Source organism: Enterobacter sp. JBIWA008 (assembly GCF_019968765.1).
Taxonomy (GTDB): Bacteria; Pseudomonadota; Gammaproteobacteria; order Enterobacterales; family Enterobacteriaceae; genus Enterobacter.
In genome coordinates, this window is record NZ_CP074149.1 from 3,289,526 (window position 1) to 3,311,166 (window position 21,641).

At 54.8% G+C, this 21,641-nt stretch carries 16 protein-coding genes, 1 tRNA gene and 1 pseudogene; 8 read left to right on the forward strand and 10 right to left on the reverse strand.

The window, feature by feature from the left end:
• Window positions 1–128 precede the first annotated feature (128 nt).
• Together KGP24_RS15795 and rplY are read left to right on the forward strand one after the other, a co-directional pair.
• On the forward strand, window positions 129–1,889 hold the full coding sequence (locus tag KGP24_RS15795) for a DEAD/DEAH box helicase (protein ID WP_223561080.1): 1,761 nt from the start codon (window positions 129–131) through the stop codon (window positions 1,887–1,889).
• Window positions 1,890–2,014: 125 nt separating this feature from the next.
• Window positions 2,015–2,299, forward strand: a complete 285-nt coding sequence (gene rplY / locus KGP24_RS15800; protein WP_008500956.1) for a 50S ribosomal protein L25 — start codon at window positions 2,015–2,017, stop codon at window positions 2,297–2,299.
• 50 nt (window positions 2,300–2,349) lie between these two features.
• Here rplY and yejK read toward each other — a convergent pair whose 3' ends face one another.
• Window positions 2,350–3,357, reverse strand: a complete 1,008-nt coding sequence (gene yejK, locus KGP24_RS15805) for a nucleoid-associated protein YejK (protein ID WP_223561081.1) — start codon at window positions 3,355–3,357, stop codon at window positions 2,350–2,352.
• 134 nt (window positions 3,358–3,491) lie between these two features.
• Between yejK and KGP24_RS15810 the strand changes: the two genes are divergently transcribed.
• The 3 genes from KGP24_RS15810 (at window position 3,492) to KGP24_RS15820 (ending at window position 5,648) form a co-directional block, all read left to right on the forward strand.
• Window positions 3,492–3,719 carry a YejL family protein gene (locus tag KGP24_RS15810; RefSeq protein ID WP_014884596.1) on the forward strand — a complete coding sequence of 76 codons (228 nt, stop codon included), beginning with the start codon at window positions 3,492–3,494 and terminating at the stop codon, window positions 3,717–3,719.
• A 19-nt stretch (window positions 3,720–3,738) separates the two neighbouring features.
• Window positions 3,739–5,499 carry an LPS biosynthesis-modulating metalloenzyme YejM gene (yejM, locus tag KGP24_RS15815; RefSeq protein ID WP_223561082.1) on the forward strand — a complete coding sequence of 587 codons (1,761 nt, stop codon included), beginning with the start codon at window positions 3,739–3,741 and terminating at the stop codon, window positions 5,497–5,499.
• A gap of 72 nt (window positions 5,500–5,571) precedes the next feature.
• Window positions 5,572–5,648, forward strand: a tRNA-Pro gene (locus KGP24_RS15820).
• A gap of 408 nt (window positions 5,649–6,056) precedes the next feature.
• Here the strand turns inward: KGP24_RS15820 and KGP24_RS15825 are convergent.
• Both KGP24_RS15825 and KGP24_RS15830 read right to left on the reverse strand, forming a co-directional pair.
• Window positions 6,057–6,491 (reverse strand): annotated as a pseudogene (locus KGP24_RS15825) (MFS transporter); the annotation flags it as partial.
• Window positions 6,492–6,644: 153 nt separating this feature from the next.
• Window positions 6,645–6,905, reverse strand: a complete 261-nt coding sequence (locus tag KGP24_RS15830) for a DUF2534 family protein (protein ID WP_223561083.1) — start codon at window positions 6,903–6,905, stop codon at window positions 6,645–6,647.
• A 209-nt stretch (window positions 6,906–7,114) separates the two neighbouring features.
• Between KGP24_RS15830 and eco the strand changes: the two genes are divergently transcribed.
• Window positions 7,115–7,618: a serine protease inhibitor ecotin gene (eco, locus tag KGP24_RS15835; protein WP_223561084.1), complete on the forward strand. Its 504-nt coding sequence runs from the start codon at window positions 7,115–7,117 to the stop codon at window positions 7,616–7,618.
• A 136-nt stretch (window positions 7,619–7,754) separates the two neighbouring features.
• Here the strand turns inward: eco and mqo are convergent, their stop codons facing one another.
• Window positions 7,755–9,404: a malate dehydrogenase (quinone) gene (mqo, locus tag KGP24_RS15840; RefSeq protein ID WP_023294095.1), complete on the reverse strand. Its 1,650-nt coding sequence runs from the start codon at window positions 9,402–9,404 to the stop codon at window positions 7,755–7,757.
• 187 nt (window positions 9,405–9,591) lie between these two features.
• On the opposite strand from mqo, the gene KGP24_RS15845 reads away from it, so the two are divergent.
• Window positions 9,592–10,881 carry a SulP family inorganic anion transporter gene (locus tag KGP24_RS15845; RefSeq protein ID WP_223561085.1) on the forward strand — a complete coding sequence of 430 codons (1,290 nt, stop codon included), beginning with the start codon at window positions 9,592–9,594 and terminating at the stop codon, window positions 10,879–10,881.
• On the opposite strand, the gene mgtE is transcribed toward KGP24_RS15845, so the two are convergent.
• The 6 genes from mgtE to KGP24_RS15875 form a co-directional block, all read right to left on the reverse strand.
• Window positions 10,844–12,280, reverse strand: coding sequence for a magnesium transporter (gene mgtE, locus KGP24_RS15850; RefSeq protein ID WP_223561086.1), 1,437 nt, complete (start codon window positions 12,278–12,280; stop codon window positions 10,844–10,846). The two genes, KGP24_RS15845 and mgtE, sit on opposite strands and share 38 nt — an antisense overlap.
• A 148-nt stretch (window positions 12,281–12,428) precedes the next feature.
• On the reverse strand, window positions 12,429–14,072 hold the full coding sequence (locus KGP24_RS15855; protein ID WP_223561087.1) for a multidrug ABC transporter permease/ATP-binding protein: 1,644 nt from the start codon (window positions 14,070–14,072) through the stop codon (window positions 12,429–12,431).
• 69 nt (window positions 14,073–14,141) lie between these two features.
• A complete protein-coding gene (gene alkB, locus KGP24_RS15860; RefSeq protein WP_223561088.1) occupies window positions 14,142–14,798 on the reverse strand; it encodes a DNA oxidative demethylase AlkB in 657 nt (218 codons plus the stop codon).
• Entirely contained in the window at window positions 14,798–15,856 is a 1,059-nt protein-coding gene (gene ada, locus KGP24_RS15865) for a bifunctional DNA-binding transcriptional regulator/O6-methylguanine-DNA methyltransferase Ada (RefSeq protein WP_223561089.1), read from the reverse strand. Before ada ends, alkB begins: the two co-directional genes overlap by 1 nt.
• 72 nt (window positions 15,857–15,928) lie before the next feature.
• Window positions 15,929–16,984, reverse strand: coding sequence for an FAD:protein FMN transferase ApbE (gene apbE / locus KGP24_RS15870; protein WP_223561090.1), 1,056 nt, complete (start codon window positions 16,982–16,984; stop codon window positions 15,929–15,931).
• Between the two features lie 115 nt (window positions 16,985–17,099).
• On the reverse strand, window positions 17,100–18,212 hold the full coding sequence (locus tag KGP24_RS15875) for a porin OmpC (RefSeq protein ID WP_223561091.1): 1,113 nt from the start codon (window positions 18,210–18,212) through the stop codon (window positions 17,100–17,102).
• Between the two features lie 742 nt (window positions 18,213–18,954).
• Between KGP24_RS15875 and rcsD the strand changes: the two genes are divergently transcribed.
• A complete protein-coding gene (rcsD, locus tag KGP24_RS15880; RefSeq protein WP_223561092.1) occupies window positions 18,955–21,627 on the forward strand; it encodes a phosphotransferase RcsD in 2,673 nt (890 codons plus the stop codon).
• Window positions 21,628–21,641: the final 14 nt, after the last annotated feature.

The following is a 21,641-nucleotide window of genomic DNA, read 5'->3' on the forward strand; positions in this document are numbered from 1 at the left end:
CTGGAAGTCGGACAACAGGTCCGAAAAAAGAAGCAGTCTGGAACGGTTCAGTATAATGGTCTGGTTGCGCCACTCAAGGGAAAAAGTTTCGTGGCATACTATGTGCGGAATAACGAAACCGAGACCCCATGACTTTTACACTTCGTCCCTATCAGCAGGAAGCCGTTGACGCCACCCTCGCCTGGTTCCGTAAACATCGCGAGCCGGCGGCGATTGTGCTCCCGACCGGCGCAGGCAAAAGCCTGGTCATCGCCGAACTGGCGCGTCTGGCGCGCGGTCGCGTGCTGGTGCTCGCGCACGTCAAAGAGCTCGTCGCGCAAAACCACGCCAAGTATTGTGCACTTGGGCTGGAAGCCGATATTTTCGCCGCCGGGCTAAAGCGCAAAGAGAGCCACGGCAAAGTGGTCTTTGGCAGCGTGCAGTCGGTGGCGCGCAATCTGGACCTGTTTCGCAGCGAATTTTCGCTGCTGATTGTCGACGAATGTCACCGCATCAGCGATGACGACGACAGCCAGTATCAACAAATCCTGGTTCACCTGAAAGCGGTGAACCCTCACCTGCGCCTGCTGGGCCTGACGGCGACCCCTTTTCGTCTGGGGAAAGGCTGGATCTATCGCTACCATTATCACGGCATGGTGCGCGGCGATGACAAGGCCCTGTTTAGCGACTGCATTTACGAACTTCCGCTGCGCTACATGATCAAACATGGCTACCTTACGCCCCCTGAACGGCTGGATATGCCGGTGGTGCAGTACGATTTCAGCCGTCTGCAGGCGCAGAGCAACGGCTTATTCAGCGAAGCAGATCTCAACCAGGAGCTGAAAAAGCAAAAGCGTATTACGCCGCATATCATCAGCCAAATAGAAGAGTTCGCCGCGACGCGCAAAGGGGTGATGATCTTTGCCGCTACCGTTGAGCACGCGCGCGAAATCACCGGGTTATTGCCCGCCGGTGACGTGGCGCTAATCACCGGCGAGACCCCCGGCCCGGAGCGTGACGGCCTGATTGACGCCTTTAAAGCCCAGCAGTTCCGCTATCTGGTAAACGTGTCGGTATTGACCACCGGATTTGACGCCCCGCACGTCGACCTGATCGCCATTTTGCGCCCGACCGAATCGGTCAGTCTGTATCAGCAAATTGTTGGCCGCGGCCTGCGTCTGGCCCCGGGAAAAACCGACTGCCTGATTCTGGATTATGCCGGTAACCCGCACGATCTCTATACGCCTGAGGTTGGCGCGCCAAAAGGGAAAAGCGACAACGTGCCCGTGCAGGTCTTTTGCCCTGCCTGCGGGTTTGCCAACACCTTCTGGGGAAAAACCACCGCCGACGGTACGCTGATCGAACACTTTGGCCGCCGCTGCCAGGGCTGGTTTGAAGATGATGACGGGCATCGCGAGCAGTGCGATTTTCGTTTCCGCTTTAAAAACTGCCCGCAGTGCAACGCCGAAAATGACATTGCCGCTCGCCGCTGTCGGGAGTGCGACACGGTGCTGGTTGACCCGGACGACATGCTGAAAGCGGCATTAAAGCTGAAAGATGCCCTGGTGCTTCGCTGTTCCGGCATGGCGTTGCAGTCCGGCGCCGATGAAAAAGGCGAATGGCTGAAAATCACCTATTACGATGAAGACGGGGCGGACGTCAGCGAGCGCTTCCGGCTTCAGACGCCAGCTCAGCGAACGGCCTTCGAACAGCTCTTTATCCGCCCGCATACCCGCACGCCGGGCGTGCCCCTGCGCTGGATCACCGTGGCCGATATCGTGCGCCAGCAGGCGTTATTGCGCCATCCGGATTTTGTCGTCGCCCGTAAGAAAGGTCAGTTCTGGCAGGTGCGCGAAAAACTCTTCGACTACGAAGGTCGCTTCCGTCGCGCCAATGAATTGCGCGGGTAGCGGGACTTTTCATTGATGTGAGGGGCATTTGAGTATAAAATGCCGCCCGCTTCACATCCGTGAGGCAGAACACTCACCTGCTGCTGGGTCGCCTGTAGTAGGGTTTTAAATACAGAGAGAAATCAATGTTTACTATCGAAGCAGAAGTACGTAACGTGCAGGGTAAGGGTGCGAGCCGCCGCCTGCGTACCGCTAACAAGTTCCCGGCTATCGTTTACGGTGGCGAAGCTGCTCCAGTTGCAATCGAACTGGATCACGACAAACTGTGGAACCTGCAGACCAAAGCTGAATTCTACAGCGAAGTTCTGACCATCGTTGTTGGCGGTAAAGAAGAAAAAGTGAAAGTTCAGGCTGTTCAGCGTCACGCGTTCAAGCCAAAACTGACTCACATCGACTTCGTTCGCGCGTAATCGCAAACCTGTCGAAAAAAACCCCGCTTCTGCGGGGTTTTTTGTGCCTGCTATTTACCGCCCGAGGCGCGGCGCTGAAGCTGATCGCGCAGATTCGGCGGCGTCCCCTTAATGGTCAGCGTATCGGTGGCCGGGTCCCAGAAGATACGTTCCCCCAGCAGCATCGCATCAAAGTTGATGGTTAACCCGCCGCCGCTGCCGGCAAACTTGGTTAACTGACGCAGCGTACTGCGATCGGCCGGGAAGCTCTCTTCAAGCTCATAGCCTTTCTCCGCGGTGAATTCCTGGAAGCTGACTTCGCTGACGCCCGCCAGCTCTTTTGACAGGGACTCCAGCTCGATCTCTTCCCCTGCCTGCAGCTGTTCGTTGCAGTAGCTGTAGACCTGCTGACGCACAGTCTGGCGCTCAGATTTATCGAGCTGTGCTTCGGCGGTGAAGTCGTCAACCGCCTGGAGCAGCCCTTTGTTCTGCGCTTTGGCGTTGAGACCTTCGCTGGCACCGAGGAAATCCATAAAGAAATCCGCCACTTTGCGGCCCACGCGCCCCTTCAGGAATGTCAGGTAGCGGGTCGACTCCGGGTTGGTTTCCCACTCGGTCAAATCAATACGCGCCACAATATCCGCATGGTTAATGTCCAGATAATGCGTCGAGCTGATATCCAGCTGCTCGTTCACGCGCATGCTGCTTAAGTTATTCAGCACGGTAACCAGCAGATACTCGACCGCCAGGTAGCGATAGTGGCAGAACAGCACGATCCCGCCGTCGGCGAACGGATATTTCGCCAGTTCGTCGCGCAGACGCCCGGTTGCCGCACGGCTAAACGCCAGGAAATCCTCTTCGCCCTGACGCTGCAGGCGCAGGCTATCAGCCAGTTCACTCTCTTCGCTGAACAGGCCATAGGCTTTATTTTTGGCGCTGTAGACGCGATGCAGCTCTGCCATCATCTCCACAACGGTCGCCGTGGGTTCCAGTAACGAATCGCGCAGCACCACTTCAAGGGTTTGCTCATCACGCTTGATAAGCTGGTGCAAGGCAATCTGGTTGATTTCCAGACTCATGATAAACTCTCCTTTTAGACCGGGCGGTATTCAACCACCACCAGGACATGTGTGCAACAACAGATAAAAAAGGGGAAAAAAAGCTGTTGCTACGGTAATATGTTGCCCTTTCATCAACAAACTGATTTTGATTTATGCCACAACATTCCCGCTACAGTGATGAACACGTTGAACAACTGCTCAGTGAGCTGGTCAACGTACTGGAAAAACATAAAACGCCGACCGATCTCTCCCTGATGGTTTTGGGAAATATGGTCACCAACCTGATTAACACCAGCGTTGCTCCGGCTCAGCGTCAGGCGATCGCAAAATCTTTCGCCCAGGCTTTACAGTCGTCCGTCAGCAACGACCAGGCCCATTAAGGGATACGAACAACAGTTTATGGTGACGAATCGTCAGCGCTACCGTGAAAAAGTCTCCCAGATGGTCAGCTGGGGGCACTGGTTTGCCCTGTTCAACATTTTGTTGGCGACGGTCATTGGCTGTCGTTATCTGTTTGTCGCAGACTGGCCCACAACGCTAACCGGGCGTATCTATTCCTGGATAAGCGTTGTGGGTCACTTTAGCTTTTTGGTTTTCGCCACCTATCTGCTGATCCTGTTCCCCTTGACGTTTATCGTCATGTCGCAGCGTCTGATGCGATTCTTGTCCGCCATCCTTGCGACGGTGGGGATGACGCTGCTGCTTATCGACAGTGAAGTCTTCACCCGCTTTCACCTGCACCTCAACCCCATCGTCTGGGAACTGGTGATTAATCCCGACCAGAACGAAACGGCCCGTGACTGGCAGCTGATGTTTATCAGCGTCCCGGTGATCCTGTTGATTGAGATGCTGTTTGCCACCTGGAGCTGGCAAAAACTGCGTAGCCTGACCCGGCGACGCCACTACGCGAAGCCCGTCGCCGCGCTCTTCTTCGTTTCCTTTATCAGTTCGCACATCATGTATATCTGGGCGGATGCGAATTTCTATCGCCCTATTACCATGCAGCGCGCAAACCTGCCGCTCTCGTACCCGATGACGGCCCGTCGCTTCCTCGAGAAACACGGCCTGCTTGATGCGCAGGAGTACCAGCGCCGTCTTATCGAGCAGGGTAACCCGGAAGCCGTCAGCGTTCAGTATCCTCTGAGCGACCTGAACTACCGCGATATGGGTCGCGGGCAAAACGTCCTGCTGATCACCGTTGATGGTCTGAACTATTCCCGTTACGAGAAACAGATGCCTGCGCTGGCCAATTTCGCGAGTCAAAACGTCACGTTTACTCAGCATATGAGCTCAGGTAACACAACCGACGCGGGCATCTTTGGCCTCTTCTATGGCATTTCAGCAGGATACATGGACGGCGTACTGTCTACCCGCACACCTGCGGCGCTGATCACCGGGTTGAATCAACAAGGCTATCAGTTAGGGTTGTTCTCATCCGATGGCTTTAACAGCCCGCTCTACCGTCAGGCGCTGCTGTCCGATTTCTCACTGCCGACGGCACAAAATCAGTCCGACGCGCAGACCGCCAGCCAATGGATAAACTGGCTGCAGCGCTACGCCCAGGAAGATAACCGTTGGTTCTCATGGGTTGCCTTTAACGGCACAACGCTGGCTAACAGCAATAAGAGCGACTTTGCGCGCCGCTACGGTCGCGCGGCTGGCGATGTTGATGCGCAGATAGGTCGCGTGCTTGACGCGCTTCGCGAGTCGGGCAAGCTGGACAACACCGTGGTGATCGTGACCGCGGGCCATGGCATTCCCCTAGGTGACGAGACGAAGAGTATGAGCTGGTCTCGTCCGAATCTGCAGGTTCCGCTGGTGATCCACTGGCCAGGAACTCCGGCGCAGCGCATCAATATGCTCACCGAGCATAAAGATGTGATGACCACCCTGATGCAACGCCTGCTGCACGTCAGCACGCCTGCAAACGAGTATTCGCAGGGGCAGGATCTTTTCAGCGCCGCGCGCCGCCACAGCTGGGTGACGGCGGCGGGGAATAATACGCTGGTAGTAACCACGCCGAAGCTGACGCTGGTGCTGAACAGCAACGGGAATTATCAGACGTATAATCTGCTGGGTGAACGGTTGAAAGACCAGAAACCGCAGCTGAGCCTGCTGCTGCAGGTCCTGACGGATGAGAAGCGCTTTATCGCTAACTGATTAATAATAAACCAGTTAGCAGCGGATTCCCTTGCATTCAAAACGGAATCGAGTAGTATTCTTTTTATGCGTCGGCACGTAGCGCAGCCTGGTAGCGCACCGTCATGGGGTGTCGGGGGTCGGAGGTTCAAATCCTCTCGTGCCGACCAAAAATACATTGAAAACCAGCCTCTTATGGCTGGTTTTTTTATTGGTATATTTTTACAGTGAAATATAGCCTCCTCTCTAACAAATTAAGGAGGCCGTTATGATTGTTGGGTTGGTTTACGATAAACGCAATGTCCAGGGTTTGGATGGAGCCAGAGAAATTATAATGTATTTTCAATTTCTGTTCCGTCATCAAGGATAGTCGTACCTCCTGTAAAAACAGCCCCAGGCATCACTTCCATCAGTTCCTGCGCGATAACCCGCTGTCCCGGCGGTGCGTTATCGAGTCGTTTCCACGTACAGCCACATAACATTTCATTTTTTCAAGCGGTGGCTCAACCGGCCTGGTATTTGTTTTTATACATTGGTCGGAATTATTGACCCATGACCCGTTGGTAGCCGTGGCATTACCACCAGCACGCTTTACCCAGCCGCCTTAAATTCTCTCGTTTAATGGGATTGGTACGTTTATGTTCGAGGGGAGTTTTCGGCTCCTGAAGGCCAAAATAGAGCAAGGCAGCTGAAAACAGACCGGGGAAAAGGGCTATCCAGAAAAGGGTACGAAAATCATTGTCCAGCAACAGCATTAAGCTTACGGCCACTAATTGGCCAAGAAATGCCCCTGTTGTATCCATTCCCGCACTCCGTATTTCCGGAGGCGTGACGTCTGCCACCATCGCATCCCAACAGTGCCAGCCCCTTACCCTGCCCCAGGTAGTCGCCTATCATTCCCGAAAAGACCTTAATAAAAAATGGCAGCAGGCTGTGAATACTCTCTGACGAGATATTCAGCAACATACTGACGCCCCCACAACCCAGACGCCTTTGGGGATCTGGCTGTGCATGGAAATCTGGAACGCATCTACCGCTCCTGCTTTAAAAACAGTTGCCAGAATGCTTGCAGGGTAGGATATCGCGGATTAAAAAAAACTGAGGAGAGTGAGATGAGCCATAAAAAAGCCATCCGGAAGGATGGCTTAGGTATCGCAAGTCGGCGCTTAATGCTTCTCACGTCCACCCAGGAAGAAAATGCCCAGCGGGATGGCCAGCAGAACGGTGAACACCAGGCTGTAGACAAAGATCATCGCCGATTGCAGGACGTACATGCTGGTTGTCCAGGCAGAGAGGGGGATATTGTACTGTTCGATAACGCCAACAATGGTTGCTCGCCCCACGCACGCGGCAGCAATCAGAAACACGACCAGCAGCGCCAGGAGGAACTTGCGGCCTTCAGGCGTTTTCAGTTTTGCACGAACCATCTCTCTACCCTTTTACAGATGAATAACAATATATAGGGTCTAAAATAACACGAACTGGCACCCGACTCCATACCAGCACAAACAACCAATAAAAAGACCAATTAAAAGTACATAGCGCTACACAAAGTGAAAATATAAGTAAATAACACCAGTTATTCATAGTTGATATGTTAACCTGTTCGGGATCGTTTTGACCTAAAGGAATGACAATGAAAAACGCACCTAAATTTGCCATCGCCCTTATCGCCGCCGCGTATGTCAGCACCAGCGCTTTTGCCAGCGAAACATCTAAAGAGCAGGCGCTGGAAAAAGTCGCCCCGTATCCAAAAGCGGATAAAGGGATGAAGCGTCAGGTGATCCAGCTGCCGGCACAGCAGGATGAAGCGAATTTCAAAGTGGAACTGCTGATTGGCAAGACGCTGGAAGTGGATTGCAACCAGCATCGCCTGGGCGGTCAGCTGGAAAGCAAAACGCTGGAAGGCTGGGGTTACGACTACTACGTCTTTGATAAAGTCACCTCTCCGGTCTCCACCATGATGGCCTGCCCGGACGGCAAGAAAGAGAAGAAATTTGTGACGGCATATCTGGGCGACAACAGTCTGCTGCGCTACAACAGCAAGTTGCCAATCGTGGTCTATACGCCTGAAAACGTGGAAGTGAAGTATCGCGTGTGGAAGGCAGATGAGAACATCGGACAAGCGGTAGTACGTTGAAATTAAGTCGGGTGGCGGCTTCGCCTTACCCGACTCGGAAAGGGGGCGCTTTGGTGCCCTCATCCCAACCCTCTCCCAACGGGAGAGGGAGAAAACGCTAAAAACGGTAACGAATGTTACCGTTTTTGCTTTTACCTTACAGCGCGATATCCGCAACCGGTTTGTTTTCCGGCTGAGGCTTCAGCTCCGCTTTTGGCGCAGCATCCGCAGCCTGCGGTTTAATGTATTGCAGCTGCAGTACGCGGCTGGTGTATTCCAGCTCCTGCTCCGTCGCGCTCACGTTGCCGTTCAGCTTCGTGCCGTAGGATGGAATAATGGTTTTCAGCTTCGCCTGCCATTCCGGGCTGGCGACTTTATCTTTAAACACTTTTTCCATCAGGTGCAGCATGATTGGCGCAGCGGTAGACGCGCCCGGTGAGGCACCCAGCAGCGCGGCGATGGTGCCATCCTTATCGCTCACCACTTCGGTACCCAGACGCAGCACGCCCCCCTCTTTCGGATCGCGCTTGATGATCTGTACGCGCTGGCCCGCCTGCCACAGGCGCCAGTCTTCTTTCTTCGCCTGCGGATAATACTCTTTCAGCGCCTCGAAACGGTCATCGTCAGAGAGCATCACCTGGCTAATCAGGTATTTCACCAGATCGAAGTTATCCAGACCCACGTCCATCATCGGCTTGACGTTAGAGGTGGTCGTGGCGCTGAGCAGATCCCACAGGGAGCCATTTTTCAGGAACTTCGTGGAGAAGGTCGCGAACGGCCCAAACAGCACCACGCGTTTGCCGTCAAGCATACGGGTGTCGATGTGCGGAACAGACATCGGCGGTGCGCCAACGGAAGCCTGGCCGTACACTTTTGCCAGATGACGGTTCACCACTTCCGGGTTATCGGACACCAGGAACTGGCCGCCCACCGGGAAGCCCGCGTAGTCGTCAGCTTCCGGAATACCGGACTCCTGCAGCAGCTTCAGCGCCGCGCCGCCCGCACCGATAAAGACAAACTTCGCCTTGATGACGTGCTCGGCTTCGTTGTTTTTCAGATCGGCAACGGTCACGCTCCAGCTGTTATCCGCGTTGCGCTTGAAACCGCGCACTTCGGTGCTGAGCTGCAGGTTGAAGTTCTCTTTTTTCTTCAGAGACGTCACCAGCTGACGGGTAATTTCGCCGTAGTTAACGTCGGTACCAATTTCGGTACGGGTCGCCGCCACTTTCTGGTTCGGGTCACGACCTTCCATGACCAGCGGCGCCCACTCTTTAATCTGCGCGTGGTCTTCAGAGTATTTCATCCCGCGGAACAGCGTGCTCTGCTGCAGAGCGGCGTAGCGCGCGCGCAGGAAGTTGACGTTCTGCTCGCCCCACACAAAGCTCATGTGCGGTACGGTATTGATGAAGGAGTGCGGGTCGTGCAGCACGCCGCTGTTGACCTGGTGAGACCAGAACTGGCGAGAAATCTGGAACGCCTCGTTGATCTCTACCGCCTTCTCGATACTAATGGAACCGTCCTTTTTCTGCGGCGTATAGTTCAGTTCCATGAGTGCCGAATGGCCGGTACCGGCGTTGTTCCAGCCGTTAGAACTCTCCTGCGCCACGCCATCAAGGCGCTCGACCATGGTCATTGACCAGTCCGGCTGCAGTTCTTGTAGATAGGTTCCCAGCGTGGCGCTCATGATACCGCCACCAATTAAAAGGACGTCCGTTTCCTGCTCTTTTGGTGCGTCAGCTTTCGCCGCCATGGAGACGGTGTTAAGCCCCACGGCCAGAGAAAAGAGCATGGCAGTCATTTTTTTCATAATTTATGCCTTAGTGTAAAAGTGCTTGATGCGTGGAAATTGCAGGTGAAAAAAGCTGCGGGGGCACGGTAACAACTTTTAAATATTGTTTAAAGGTTACGAAATTATTGTAATTGTGAAATTTAATGATGGATTGTTTGTGAGGAATTATCGATGCATCTGGTAAAGGGCGATTTTACTGGCTAGTATGTTGCGTTTTGTGATCGCGCGCACGGAAGCCTGCCCTAACCAGCGAACCATTATGTCCTTACCCCATTCTGCCGTATCCCCCGAAAACCGCGTAGCCAACGTGCTGCGTTCCCCTAAGCAGCTGACGCGTGAAACGCTGGCGGGCGTGATTACCGCCCTGGCACTGATCCCCGAAGTCATCTCATTTTCGGTGGTGGCGGGCGTTGACCCGAAGGTCAGCCTGATCGCCTCCGTGGTGCTGTGTCTTGCCCTGTCTGTACTGGGTGGTCGCCCGGCGATGGTCACGGCAGCGGCCGGTTCCGTGGCGCTGGTCATTGGTCCGATGGTGCATCAGCACGGCGTACAGTACATTCTTCCCGCCGTACTGATGGCTGGCGTGATTCAGATTCTGTTTGGCGTGCTGGGCATGGCAAGGCTGATGCGCTTTATTTCCCAGTCGGTCATGACCGGGTTTGTTAACGCCCTGGGCATATTGATTTTCTTCGCTCAGGTGCCGCATTTCTGGAGCCGAAGCCCGCTGATTGTAGGCCTGTTCGTGCTGACGCTGCTGATCGTGCTGTGGGTGCCGCGCTATATCAAAAGCATCCCTTCCCCGCTGATTGCGATTGTTGTGCTTACCTTGTTCACCGTTTCAACCGACCAAATCCTGCCGACAGTGGGCGATGAAGGCTCCATGAGCGGCGGTTTGCCGGGTCTTACCGAGCTGCTGGTCCCCATCAATGTACAGACGCTGAGCATTATCTGGCCGTGCGCGTTGAGCATCGCCTTTGTCGGCCTGCTTGAATCCCTGCTGACGGCAAAGCTGGTGGATGAGCTGACCGCGACACCGTCAGGTAAACGCCGCGAAAGCATTGGATTAGGCGTCGGCAATATTCTGGCCGGATTTTATGGCGGTATTGCAGGCTGCGCGATGATCGGACAAACCATCGTCAACGTGGAGATGGGGAAAGGTCGAAGCCGCATTTCAACCTTTGCAGCGGGCATCGTGCTGCTTATCCTGGTGACGGCGCTCAGCGACGTGATGGCCAAAATCCCGATGGCGGTGCTGGCGGGGATTATGGCGATTGTCGCCGTCAAAACCTTCAGCTGGCACAGCCTTCACCCAGCCACGGTGAAAACTGCCCCGATTGCAGAAACGGCAGTCATGCTTGTCACCGTAGCCGCCACGGTATCAACCGGCAATCTGGCGATTGGCGTGCTGGGCGGGATTATCGTCATGGCACTCCTCCCCGCCCGCATTAAGCGTCGGCTCAAAGCAGAAAAATCGTCGCCAGCCCAAGAAAAATAAAGAAACCGCCGGTATCGGTGATGGCGGTGATCATCACGCTCGACCCCACCGCGGGGTCGCGCCCCAGTTTGGTCATGGTCAGCGGGATAATGACCCCCATCATCGATGCTACGAGCAGATTCAGCACCATCGCCAGCATCATCACGCCGCCTAACGCCATATCGTCGTACAGCCACCAGGTGATGCCGCCCATAATGCCGCCCCACACCAGGCCGTTAATCAGCGCAACACCCATTTCTCTTAAGATCAGGAAAGTAAAGTTACCGGGCTGAATGTTCTCCAGCGCCAGCGCGCGGACGATCATGGTAATGGTCTGGTTTCCGGTGTTGCCGCCAATTCCGGCCACAATCGGCATCAGCGAGGCCAGCGCCACCAGCTGAGAAATGGTGTGTTCAAAACCGTCAATCACGCGAGAGGCGATAAACGCGGTGCACAGGTTAATCGCCAGCCACGCCCAGCGCGTTTTCACCGCCTTGCCGACGGAGGCATGGACGTCATCTTCGGCGCTGATCCCCCCGAGCGCACGCAGGTCGTTGTCGGTTTCTTCGTAGACCACATCAACGATTTCATCGATGGTCAGACGCCCCATCAGTTTGCCGACGGAATCCACGACGGCGGCACTGACGAGGTCGTCACGCTCGAAGGTACGCGCCGCTTTCTCCGCATCGTCTTCCGGAGAGAAGACCATCGGCTCGTTTTCCATCACCTCGCTCACCTTCCGCTGGGTGCTGTTGAGCAGGATGGTTTTCAGCTCCAGCTCGCCGAGCAGGGTTTTATCCCGGGAGGTGACAAACAGTTTATCGGTGTTGTCCGGCATTTTGCCCAGGCGACGCAGGTAGCGCTGCACGGTACCGAGCGTCACGTCAGGTCGCACGGTGATAACGCCGAACTCCATGATCGCGCCGACGCTGTTTTTCTCGTAGTGCATCACCTGGCGCACGCGCGCGCGTTCATCGGCAGGCAGTGACGCCAGCAGGCGGCCGGTCAGGTTTCGCGGCAGGTGCTGAACGAGGTAAATCTGCTCGTCGATATCCAGGGTTTGCACAGCGTCGAGAATATCCCGATCGCTCATCTCGTCGATCAGGTCGTCCCAGACGTTTTCGGAGGCCTCGAGCAGCACCTGCCCGCGCTCGTGATCCTGCACCAGACGCCACAGGGCGTGACGTTCTTCCGAGGGAAGCGCTTCAAGGGTATCCGCCAGATCCGGCGGGGGTAAATGAGCAACCAGCGCACCTACCTCAGCAATATCGTCGGCCAGGGTGCCAACATCATATTGCTCAGCCAGGGTCAGTTTGCCTAATAGCGTAGAAGTGACCGCTTTATCGGTCGTGAGAAGCCAGATGAGTCGCGCACGTTCCTGGTCACGCTGTCTGGCGCTGTTTTTCTTTAATACCGACATCAATCATAAATCCATTAAATGAGTTGAGGTTAAGCATAGCGCGGGGATATGTAAATAAGAATAAACAACGGGACGGGATGGAGAAAAAAGCGTCATTACGGCCACGATCTATCCCCTCTCCCTGTGGGAGAGGGTTAGGGTGAGGGCATCAGGCCGTGCGCGCTACCGCGTCACGCGAGGCCGCATCGCGCTCTTCACCGGTCAGCTCGCTCAGCCTGCCGTCACGCATCTCCAGCAGGCGATCAGCATGAATGAAGTAGTGATCGTCATGGCTGATGGCGAAAATGGTTTTGCCCATCTCCTGCATCAGCGGCAGCAGCACCTGGTAAAACTCGCGGCGGAAATGCGGGTCCTGATCCGCCGCCCACTCATCCAGCAGGATGATGTCACGCTCTTCCGCCAGCGCCAGCAGCAGCGCCACGCGCTTTTTCTGCCCTTTGGAAAGCTTCAGGTTGAGGATCTTCCCGTCCTGTAACTCCAGCTTGTGCGACATCTGCAGCTGCGAAAGCCATTTTTCCACCAGCGCAGGATTGGCCGGTTGCCCTTCCGGCCCCAGCAGCCGATCGAACAGCCAGACGTCGGTGAACACCGCCGAGAAAAGCTTGCGGTAATCCTCGGGCTTCTCCGCGCTCAGCGCCGTGCCATCCAGCAAAATCTCGCCCGACTGCGGCTGATAGAGCCCGGTAAGCAGCATCGCCAGCGTCGATTTACCGCTGCCGTTGCCGCCGATGAGGAACAGCAGTTCACCACGGTGGATCGTGAGGTTGACAGGCCCCACGGAGAAGGCGCTGTCCTGATAGCGGAACGTGACGTTACGCATCTCCAGCGTCTGCCAGTTCGGGAAGGCCTGCGGGCGCGGAAATTCCGCTTTAAACGGCGCGAGATCGAATTTTTTGAGCTTGTTAAATGCCACCTGCGCACTCAGCAAGGTGGGCAACGCGCCGACCGCCGAGAGCAGCGGCGTGCGTAAAAACAGCAGCGTCAGCGAGTAGGTTGCCGCTACGTTGGTGTCCGCCCAGCCCAGGCTGTTCGCCATCCAGAATACCAGGCCAATGGCACCCAGCATCATGATGTTTGACCAGTTCACCGCGCTCAGGTGGAAGGTATCGGCGCGAATAATATGATGGCGATATTCGCGCGCGTCCGGGATATAGAGATGATTAAAGATATGCTCGGCGCGCTCGCGATTAAGAGTGAGCTCTTTGCGCCCTTCCAGCACCGTCTGGTAATCGTTATAGAGCTTATCTTCGGTTTCGCGCAGCACCGCCATGTGTTTATAGACGCGCGACACCAGCACAAAGCCGCCCCAGATCGTAATGGCAATCCACAGCGCGGTCACCGCCAGCATTTTGGTCGAAAGCCAGGCGAGATAAGCGGCCGAGCCAAAGGTCAGAATGATCCCCTGCACCAGCTCCGGCAGACGAACGAACGCGATGGTAATGGCGCGCACGTCGCTGGTCAGCCCCGCCAGCAGGGAAGCGCTGCCGAGCTGCTCAACGCGCTCTATCTGGGTGTCCAGGATCCGCTTGATAAACTCACTGCGCAAACGGAAAACGAAATGGTGCCCGAGCGCGGTCAGCGCAAGCTGGGAGCCGAGCGTAACCGCCATCAACAGGAGCAGCAGGCCGAGAAACTCCGGCAATACGGAGATCGAGGTGTCGACCATTTCAATCAACCGCAAGTTAATAAACGCGATCAGGCCAATACCAAGGGCGGCGCTGGCAAGACTTAAGGCCATTACGGCGATGAAGGGCCAGCGATACTGACGCCAGACAAGGAGAAGTAGTTGCATGCAGGCAATCCGGACAATAAAAATCAGCCAGCAGTGTAAACTGCCCTGCGCGGACATCAAGAATAATTCTTATTTTAGTTTACTGTGCCCCGCCTGACGGAAGGTCAGGTTGAAACGGTACTCGCCCGTGAGCGGGTGGACCCCGGGCTTCAGCGGCTGAATGCCGTGATAATAAAGCCGCGACTCCCTGCCCCACACCACCACATCGCCATGTTCCAGCATGATGCGCTTGAGCGGGTCGTTGCGGCGCAATCCCCCAAACTGGAAGACGGCAGGCAAACCTAACGATACCGAGACGATAGGCGCGCGCAGATCGGGTTCATCCTTGTCCTGATGCAGCGAGAGCTTCGCACCGACGGCGTAGCGGTTGATCAGGCAGGCATCAGGACGAAAGTCAGGATAATCTGCCGCCACGGCGGCCTCGTAACAAAGTGCCTGAAAAACCGCAGGCATGGGAGGCCACGGCTGGCCGGTCGTGGGATCGTTCGGAGCATACACATACCCACGCTCGTTCGTCGCCCAGCCCAGTTCGCCGCAGTTGGCCATGGCCACCGACATGGTGTAACCGCCCGGCGTCACCATATGGCGAAACGGTGAAACCGCCGTCACCTCGTCGATACCGGCAAGCAGCGCTGCCGCACGGGAGAGTGCAAAGCGGCGCAGGATCGTTGCCCCCGGGGCAAGCGGCTCCTGCCAGGGTTCAGCATCCGCAAAAAGATCGAGCATTATTCCTCCCGGCGTTTCGCCTCACGTTTCAGTAATAGCGCTTTTCGCGCCGCCCCCCAGCGATAGCCCGACAGCGCACCGTCGTTGCGAACCACGCGATGACAGGGGATCACGATCGCCAGCCTGTTTGCCGCACAGGCTCCGGCAACGGCGCGCACCGCACTGGGCTGGCCAATCGCCTGCGCCACCTGCCGGTAACTTGCCGTTTCGCCGCAGGGAATGTTGCGAAGGGCCTGCCAGACGCGCTGCTGGAACGCGGTTCCTCGAATATCCAGCGGCAGCGCAAACGGTACGTCGCGGTGATCGATACTGGCAATCACCTGCTGGATCCGTCGCGCGAAATCCTCTTCCAGCGGCGCATGCGCTGCTTTTGGAAAATGCGCGGCAAGCTCTTCGGCTAATTCTGCATCGCTGTCACCCAGCAGGATCGCGCAGACCCCCCGCTCGCTTTCTGCAACCAGACAGCGTCCTAACGAACAGTCGCTAATGGCATAACGCACCGCCACATCCCCTTTGCGGTACTGCTTCGCCGTCATGCCCAGCGCATCGTTGGCTTTACGATAATAGCTGCTGCTGTCGGGAAAGCCCGCTGCCAGCACGGCGTCGGTAATTTTGTCACCCTGTGCAAGCGCGGTGCGCAGGCGCTGGCCTCGCGCCGCCTGCTGCCAGGCTTTTGGCGTCATGCCGGTCACGGACCTAAACAGACGGTGGAAATGGAAAGGGCTCATGGCGACCTGCTGCGCCAGCCCCTCAAGGGTTAGCGTGGGATCCTGTTCCAGAAGACGGCAGGCGTGTTCCACTTTCGCCAGCTTCTGCGCCCGCGGATTGCGTTTGTCCGGCATGCAGCGCTTGCACGGGCGAAACCCTGCCTGAACGGCGTGGTGGGCATTGGGATAAAAGCGGACGTTTTTACGCAGCGCGTGGCGGGCGCGGCATGACGGGCGACAGAAAATACCCGTGGTCTGCACGGCGAAGACAAACTGTTCGTCAGCGAGCGGATCGCGGGCCAGTACGGCCTGCCAGCGATCCTCATCGGTAATAAAGGTCGAGTTTCTCATTATCGGCTCCTCTTGTAAGCATACATAGAGCCTGCCTGAGTGCCACTGATAAAAAACCCGCAACCTTGCTTTTTAATTTTTGTCGCGCACCAGGAAGCTGTCGAACTGCGGTGAATGCCAGGTTTTGAACCCGTCGCCTTCTTTGGTGATCATATAAACCGCCAGCCCTTCCTGACGAACCACCTCTTTGGCTTTTTCCGGGCCGAGAACCATTAATCCGGTATCCCAGGCATCCGCTTCCAGCGCGGTGGGGGCAATGACCGTCACCGAGACCAGGTTATGCGTGATGGGGCGTCCGGTCTGCGGATCGATAACGTGCGAAATACGCTTCCCGTCAAGCTCGTAATAGTTGCGATAGCTTCCGGAGGTGCTGATGCCATGTCCGTTGATATCCACTATCGCCTGAACGGCATTTTGCCGATCGGTCGGTTTTTGAATCGCAACGCGCCACGGCTTATCGCTGGCGTTCATTCCCCGGCTGACTAACGCGCCGCCCACGGAGACCAGATAGCGGGAAATGCCTTCCTGGGCCATCAGCGCTGCAAGATGATCCGCCGCATAGCCTTCCCCGACCGTCGACAGATCGACAAACAGATCGGGGATATCTTTTTGCAGGTACTGCTGCCCGTACTGATTGATCACCGTCAGATGCTGTAGCCCTGTCCGGGCGCGGGCGTCATCAATGGCTGCCTGTTCGGGCGTCTTCACCGGCTGTTTGTTAGGGCCAAATCCCCAGAGGTTCACCAGGGGTCCGACGGTCACATCCATCGCCCCGTTGGTTTTGTAACCCACGCGCATGGATTCGGTCACGATATCAGCCATCGCCTCGCTCACCGGCCACAGGGAGGTACTGGTGGAGAGATTAAAGCGCATCAGCGCCGAGTCATTTTTATAGGTTGAGAGCAACTGATCGTCGGCATCCAGCTGAGACTGGATTTTGCCGCGAAGTTCATCTGTGCGTGTTTTATCAAGGTTCATCACGCTGACGCGCCAGAAGGTGCCCATCGTTTTGCCTTCTAGCACCGTCGCGGCGGGTGCGTCGGTTTTCGCCACGGGTGCGGGATCGTTACACGCGGTCAGGAAAAAAAGCATAGCCAGAAAGCTGGCGCGTAAAAAAGTCATGTCCATTCATTATTATCCTCATGCCAGGGCGGCAAGAGTACACCAAAAAGGGTGAGTTGTGAGAATCTGCGAGGCACAAAAAAAGGGGCCATCAGGCCCCTTACGTCACACGATGAAGCGATTAGAACTGGTAAACCAGGCCCAGCGCTACGATATCGTCAGTACCGATACCCGCCTGACGGGTGAATTCATTTTCATCAACCAGGTTGATTTTGTAATCCACGTAGGTGGACATGTTTTTGTTGAAGTAGTAAGTCGCACCCACATCAACATATTTCAGCAGATCCTGATCGCCGTAACCTTCGATGTCTTTCCCTTTAGACTGCAGGTAAGCCACGGATGGACGCAGGCCGAAGTCGAACTGGTACTGAGCAACTACTTCGAAGTTCTGCGCTTTGTTAGCGAAACCGTAAGCGGTAGTCGGGCTGTCGCCATTAGAGGTACCGAAACGGGTTGCGTTGTAGGTCTGGGAGTACTGCGCTGCCAGATAGATGTTGTTGGCATCGTATTTCAGGCCGCCAGAATAGACTTCTGCGTTATCGCCATGACCGTAAACGCTTGCGCCGTTCTGATCGGCGGTACGTTTGGAGGAGGACATTGCGCCACCTACGCTGAAGCCTTCGCCCAGGTTATAGGTCACGGATGCACCGTAGCCGTCACCGTTCTGTTTCAGCAGGCTGCGTCCGCCCACGTTTTCACCGCTTACGCTGCCGTTTTTACCCTGATACTGCAGAGCAAAGTTCAGACCATCCACCAGACCAAAGAAGTCCTGGTTACGGTAGGTCGCAACGCCGTTAGCACGGGACTGCAGGAAGTTGTCTGCGCCGTAGGTATCGCCGCCAAATTCTGGCAGAACGTCGGTCCAGGAGGTTACATCGTAGATTACGCCGTAGTTACGACCGTAATCGAAAGAACCCGCGTCACCGAATTTCAGACCCGCGAACGCCACACGCGTCCAGGCATCATTTTCGCTTTCGGAGGTGTTGCCCTGGATCTGGTATTCCCACTGGCCGTAACCGGTCAGCTGATCGTTAACCTGAGTTTCGCCTTTGAAGCCAAGACGCATGTAGGTCTGGTCGCCGTCGGCACTCTTGTCGTCAGAGAAATAGTGCAGACCATCAACTTTGCCGTACAGATCTAATTTGTTGCCATCTTTGTTATAAATTTCGGCCGCATTTGCTGCGCCTGCCACCAGGAGTGCTGGTACCAGGAGGGACAGTACTTTAACTTTCATTTTATTAACCCTCTGTTATATGCCTTATAATTGCCACTGCTTACTGGTTAACCCTCATTAACCAGTCGGCAATTTCATTCTCCGCAAAATTACAGAATAATCCAATGCGAATATGATACGAAAACTTTGAAGATGTTTCATTTATCTATCAACGTGTTTCAAAATGTAAATATCAAGGAACTTTTACAAAGCACAAATAGCTTAGAAAATTAGCACTTATAATCAAACTAGAAAATCACCCCAAAAACTTCAATGAGTTACAATAAAATCTATTACAGCACTGAATGACAAAACAAGATCTCACCTAATCTCTAAAATACCTCTTGCTATCATCATTAACTTTATTTATTACCGTCATTCAGTTTTGAATGTCTGTTTATCCCTAATTGAGCCGAATGCTTCGCATTCGGTTTTTTTTACCTTTCTTTACGTAAATCCTCATTTTTTATGCTACCCCACCGAAATTGTAACGACTATTAACTAAATTCTCACCGGCTATCCTTCGCCAGAAGGCAATTGATATAAAACTTAATTTCTTGTTAATTCGTGCTATTTGCTGACTAAGTGTACTTATTATTTGTACGCGCACGGCGAGTTTGTACACATTTATTGCACCATCCACCGCCGATATTATCCGGTGAAAAAGTCGCCTCTTCCCGGACAGTGGCGCTGGAAATTCAGTTATTACCCTTTATACTGCCCTATCGCCACAGAGCACGACCATAACGGGTTAAAGATATCAATGAGTCAGACTGAAACCACCGCCCCGAGCAAATTCTCCCTCCTTCCCGGGAGCATCACCCGTTTCTTTCTTCTTTTGATCGTTGTGCTATTAGTGACCATGGGGGTGATGGTACAAAGCGCGGTTAATGCCTGGCTGAAGGATAAGAGCTATCAGGTCGTTGATATCACTCATGCCGTGCACAAGCGCATAGATACCTGGCGCTACGCCACCTGGCAGATTTACGACAATATCGCGGCTGCCCCGACCTCCTCATCCGGGGATGGACTTCAGGAGACGCGGCTTAAGCAGGATGTCTATTATCTCGAAAAACCGCAGCGTAAAACCGAGGCCCTTATCTTTGGCTCTCACGACAGCGCGACGCTTGAGATGACGCAGCGTATTTCGACCTATCTGGATACCCTCTGGGGAGCCGAAACGGTACCGTGGTCGATGTACTATCTGAACGGTCAGGACAACAGCATGATCCTGATTTCAACGCTGCCGTTAAAAGATCTCTCCTCTGGCTTTAAAGAGACAACCGTAGGCAGCATCGTTGATTCTCGCCGGGCAGAGATGCTGCAGCAGGCGAACGCCCTTGATGAACGTGAGAGCTTCTCTTCCCTGCGTCGTCTGGCCTGGCAAAACGGTCATTATTTTACCCTGCGCACCACGTTCAACCAGCCAGGGCATCTGGCGACGGTGGTGGCCTTCGATTTACCGATTAATGATTTAATCCCGCCGGATATGCCGCTCGACAGCTTCCGCCTGGAGCCAGACAGCAGTACCCAGAATATGCGTGCGGCGTCTGACAAAGAGGCCGCGGAAAGCGTATCGATCTCCTTTAACGGCTCGAAAATTGAAATTGCCTCATCGCTGAACTCGACCGGTATGCGTCTGGTCTGGCAGGTGCCGTTTGGCACGCTGTTGCTCGACACCCTGCAAAATATCCTGCTGCCTCTGCTGCTGAATATCGGACTGCTGGCACTGGCTCTGTTTGGCTACAGCACCTTCCGTTTCCAGCCGGGGCGTCAGAGCGACGCCTCTACCGTTCCGGCCGGTACCAGGAATGAGCTGCGCGTATTACGTGCGCTGAATGAAGAGATTGTTTCCGTGCTGCCGCTTGGGGTCTTAGTTCACGATCAGGAAGCGAATCGTACGGTGATGAGCAACAAAATTGCCGACCATCTGCTGCCGCATCTTAACCTGCAGAACATCACCACCATGGCGGATCAACACCAGGGGGTGATTCAGGCCACCATCAACAATGAACTGTACGAGATCCGCCAGTTCCGCAGCCAGGTGGCTCCCCGCACGCAAATCTTCATTATTCGCGACCAGGATCGCGAAGTGCTGGTCAATAAAAAGCTCAAGCAGGCGCAAAGGCTGTATGAGAAAAACCAGCAGGGGCGCGCCGCATTCATGCAGAACATTGGCGATGCCTTCAAGCAGCCGTTACAAACGCTGGCGACCCAGGCGGCGGCGTTAAACACCTCAGAAAGCCACCAGCTTGCCAGCCAGGCCGATTCTCTGGTCAGACTGGTTGATGAGATTCAGCTGGCAAACATGCTGGAGAATGATTTCTGGAAGGGAACGCCTGCCCTCTTCTCCATCCAGGCTCTGATCGATGAAGTGGTGCCGGAAGTGCTCCCCGTCATTAAGCGCAAAGGGCTGCAGCTGCTAATCAATAACAATCTCCCTGCGAATGACGAACGCCACGGCGATCGTGAAGCGCTGCGCCGCATTCTGCTGATGATTATTCAGTACGCAGTAACCACCACGCAGATCGGCAAAATTACCCTTGAAGTCAGCACTGAGGAGTCGGCAGAGGACCGTCTGACGTTCCGCATCCTGGACACCGGGGAAGGCGTCACAACGAGCGAAATTGATAATCTGCACTTCCCGTTCCTGAATGACACGCAAAGCGATCGCTACGGCAAGGCCAATGCTCTGACCTTCTGGCTGTGCGATCAGCTGGCACGAAAGCTCGGCGGCCATCTGAATATCAAAGCCCGTGAATCCCTCGGCACCCGTTATTCTCTGCACGTAAAAATGGCGGCCAATCCGCAGGAAGTAGATGAAGAACGTCTGCTGGATGATGTCGTGGTGATGGTCGATGTGACCTCGAACGAGATCCGCAATATTGTCGTTCGTCAGTTAGAAAACTGGGGTGCGGCCTGCATAACGCCGGATGAAAGACTTGCAAGTCAAGAATTTGATCTGTTTTTAACTGATAATCCGTCTAATCTTACTGCCTCCGGCTTGCTTTTAAGCGATGATGAGTCAGGCGTGCGGAAAATCGGCCCTGGCCAGCTGCGCGTCAACTTTAATATAAGCAATGCGATGCAGGAAGCTGTACTACAACTAATAGAAGAGCAGCTGGCGCAGGAAGATATGACGGAATCACCGTTAGGCGGCAATGAAAATGCCGAGCTTCACGCCAGCGGATACTATTCACTCTTTGTTGATACAGTACCAGATGATGTTAAGCGGTTGTATACTGAGTCCGCTGCGAATGATTTTGCAGCGCTGGCACAGACAGCACACCGGCTTAAAGGGGTGTTTGCCATGCTTAATCTGGTTCCCGGCAAGCAGTTATGTGAAACGCTGGAACATCTAATTCGTGAGAAAGATGCCTCTGGCATTGAAAAATACATCAGCGACATTGACGCCTACGTCAAAAGCTTGCTGTAGCAAGGTAGCCTTAT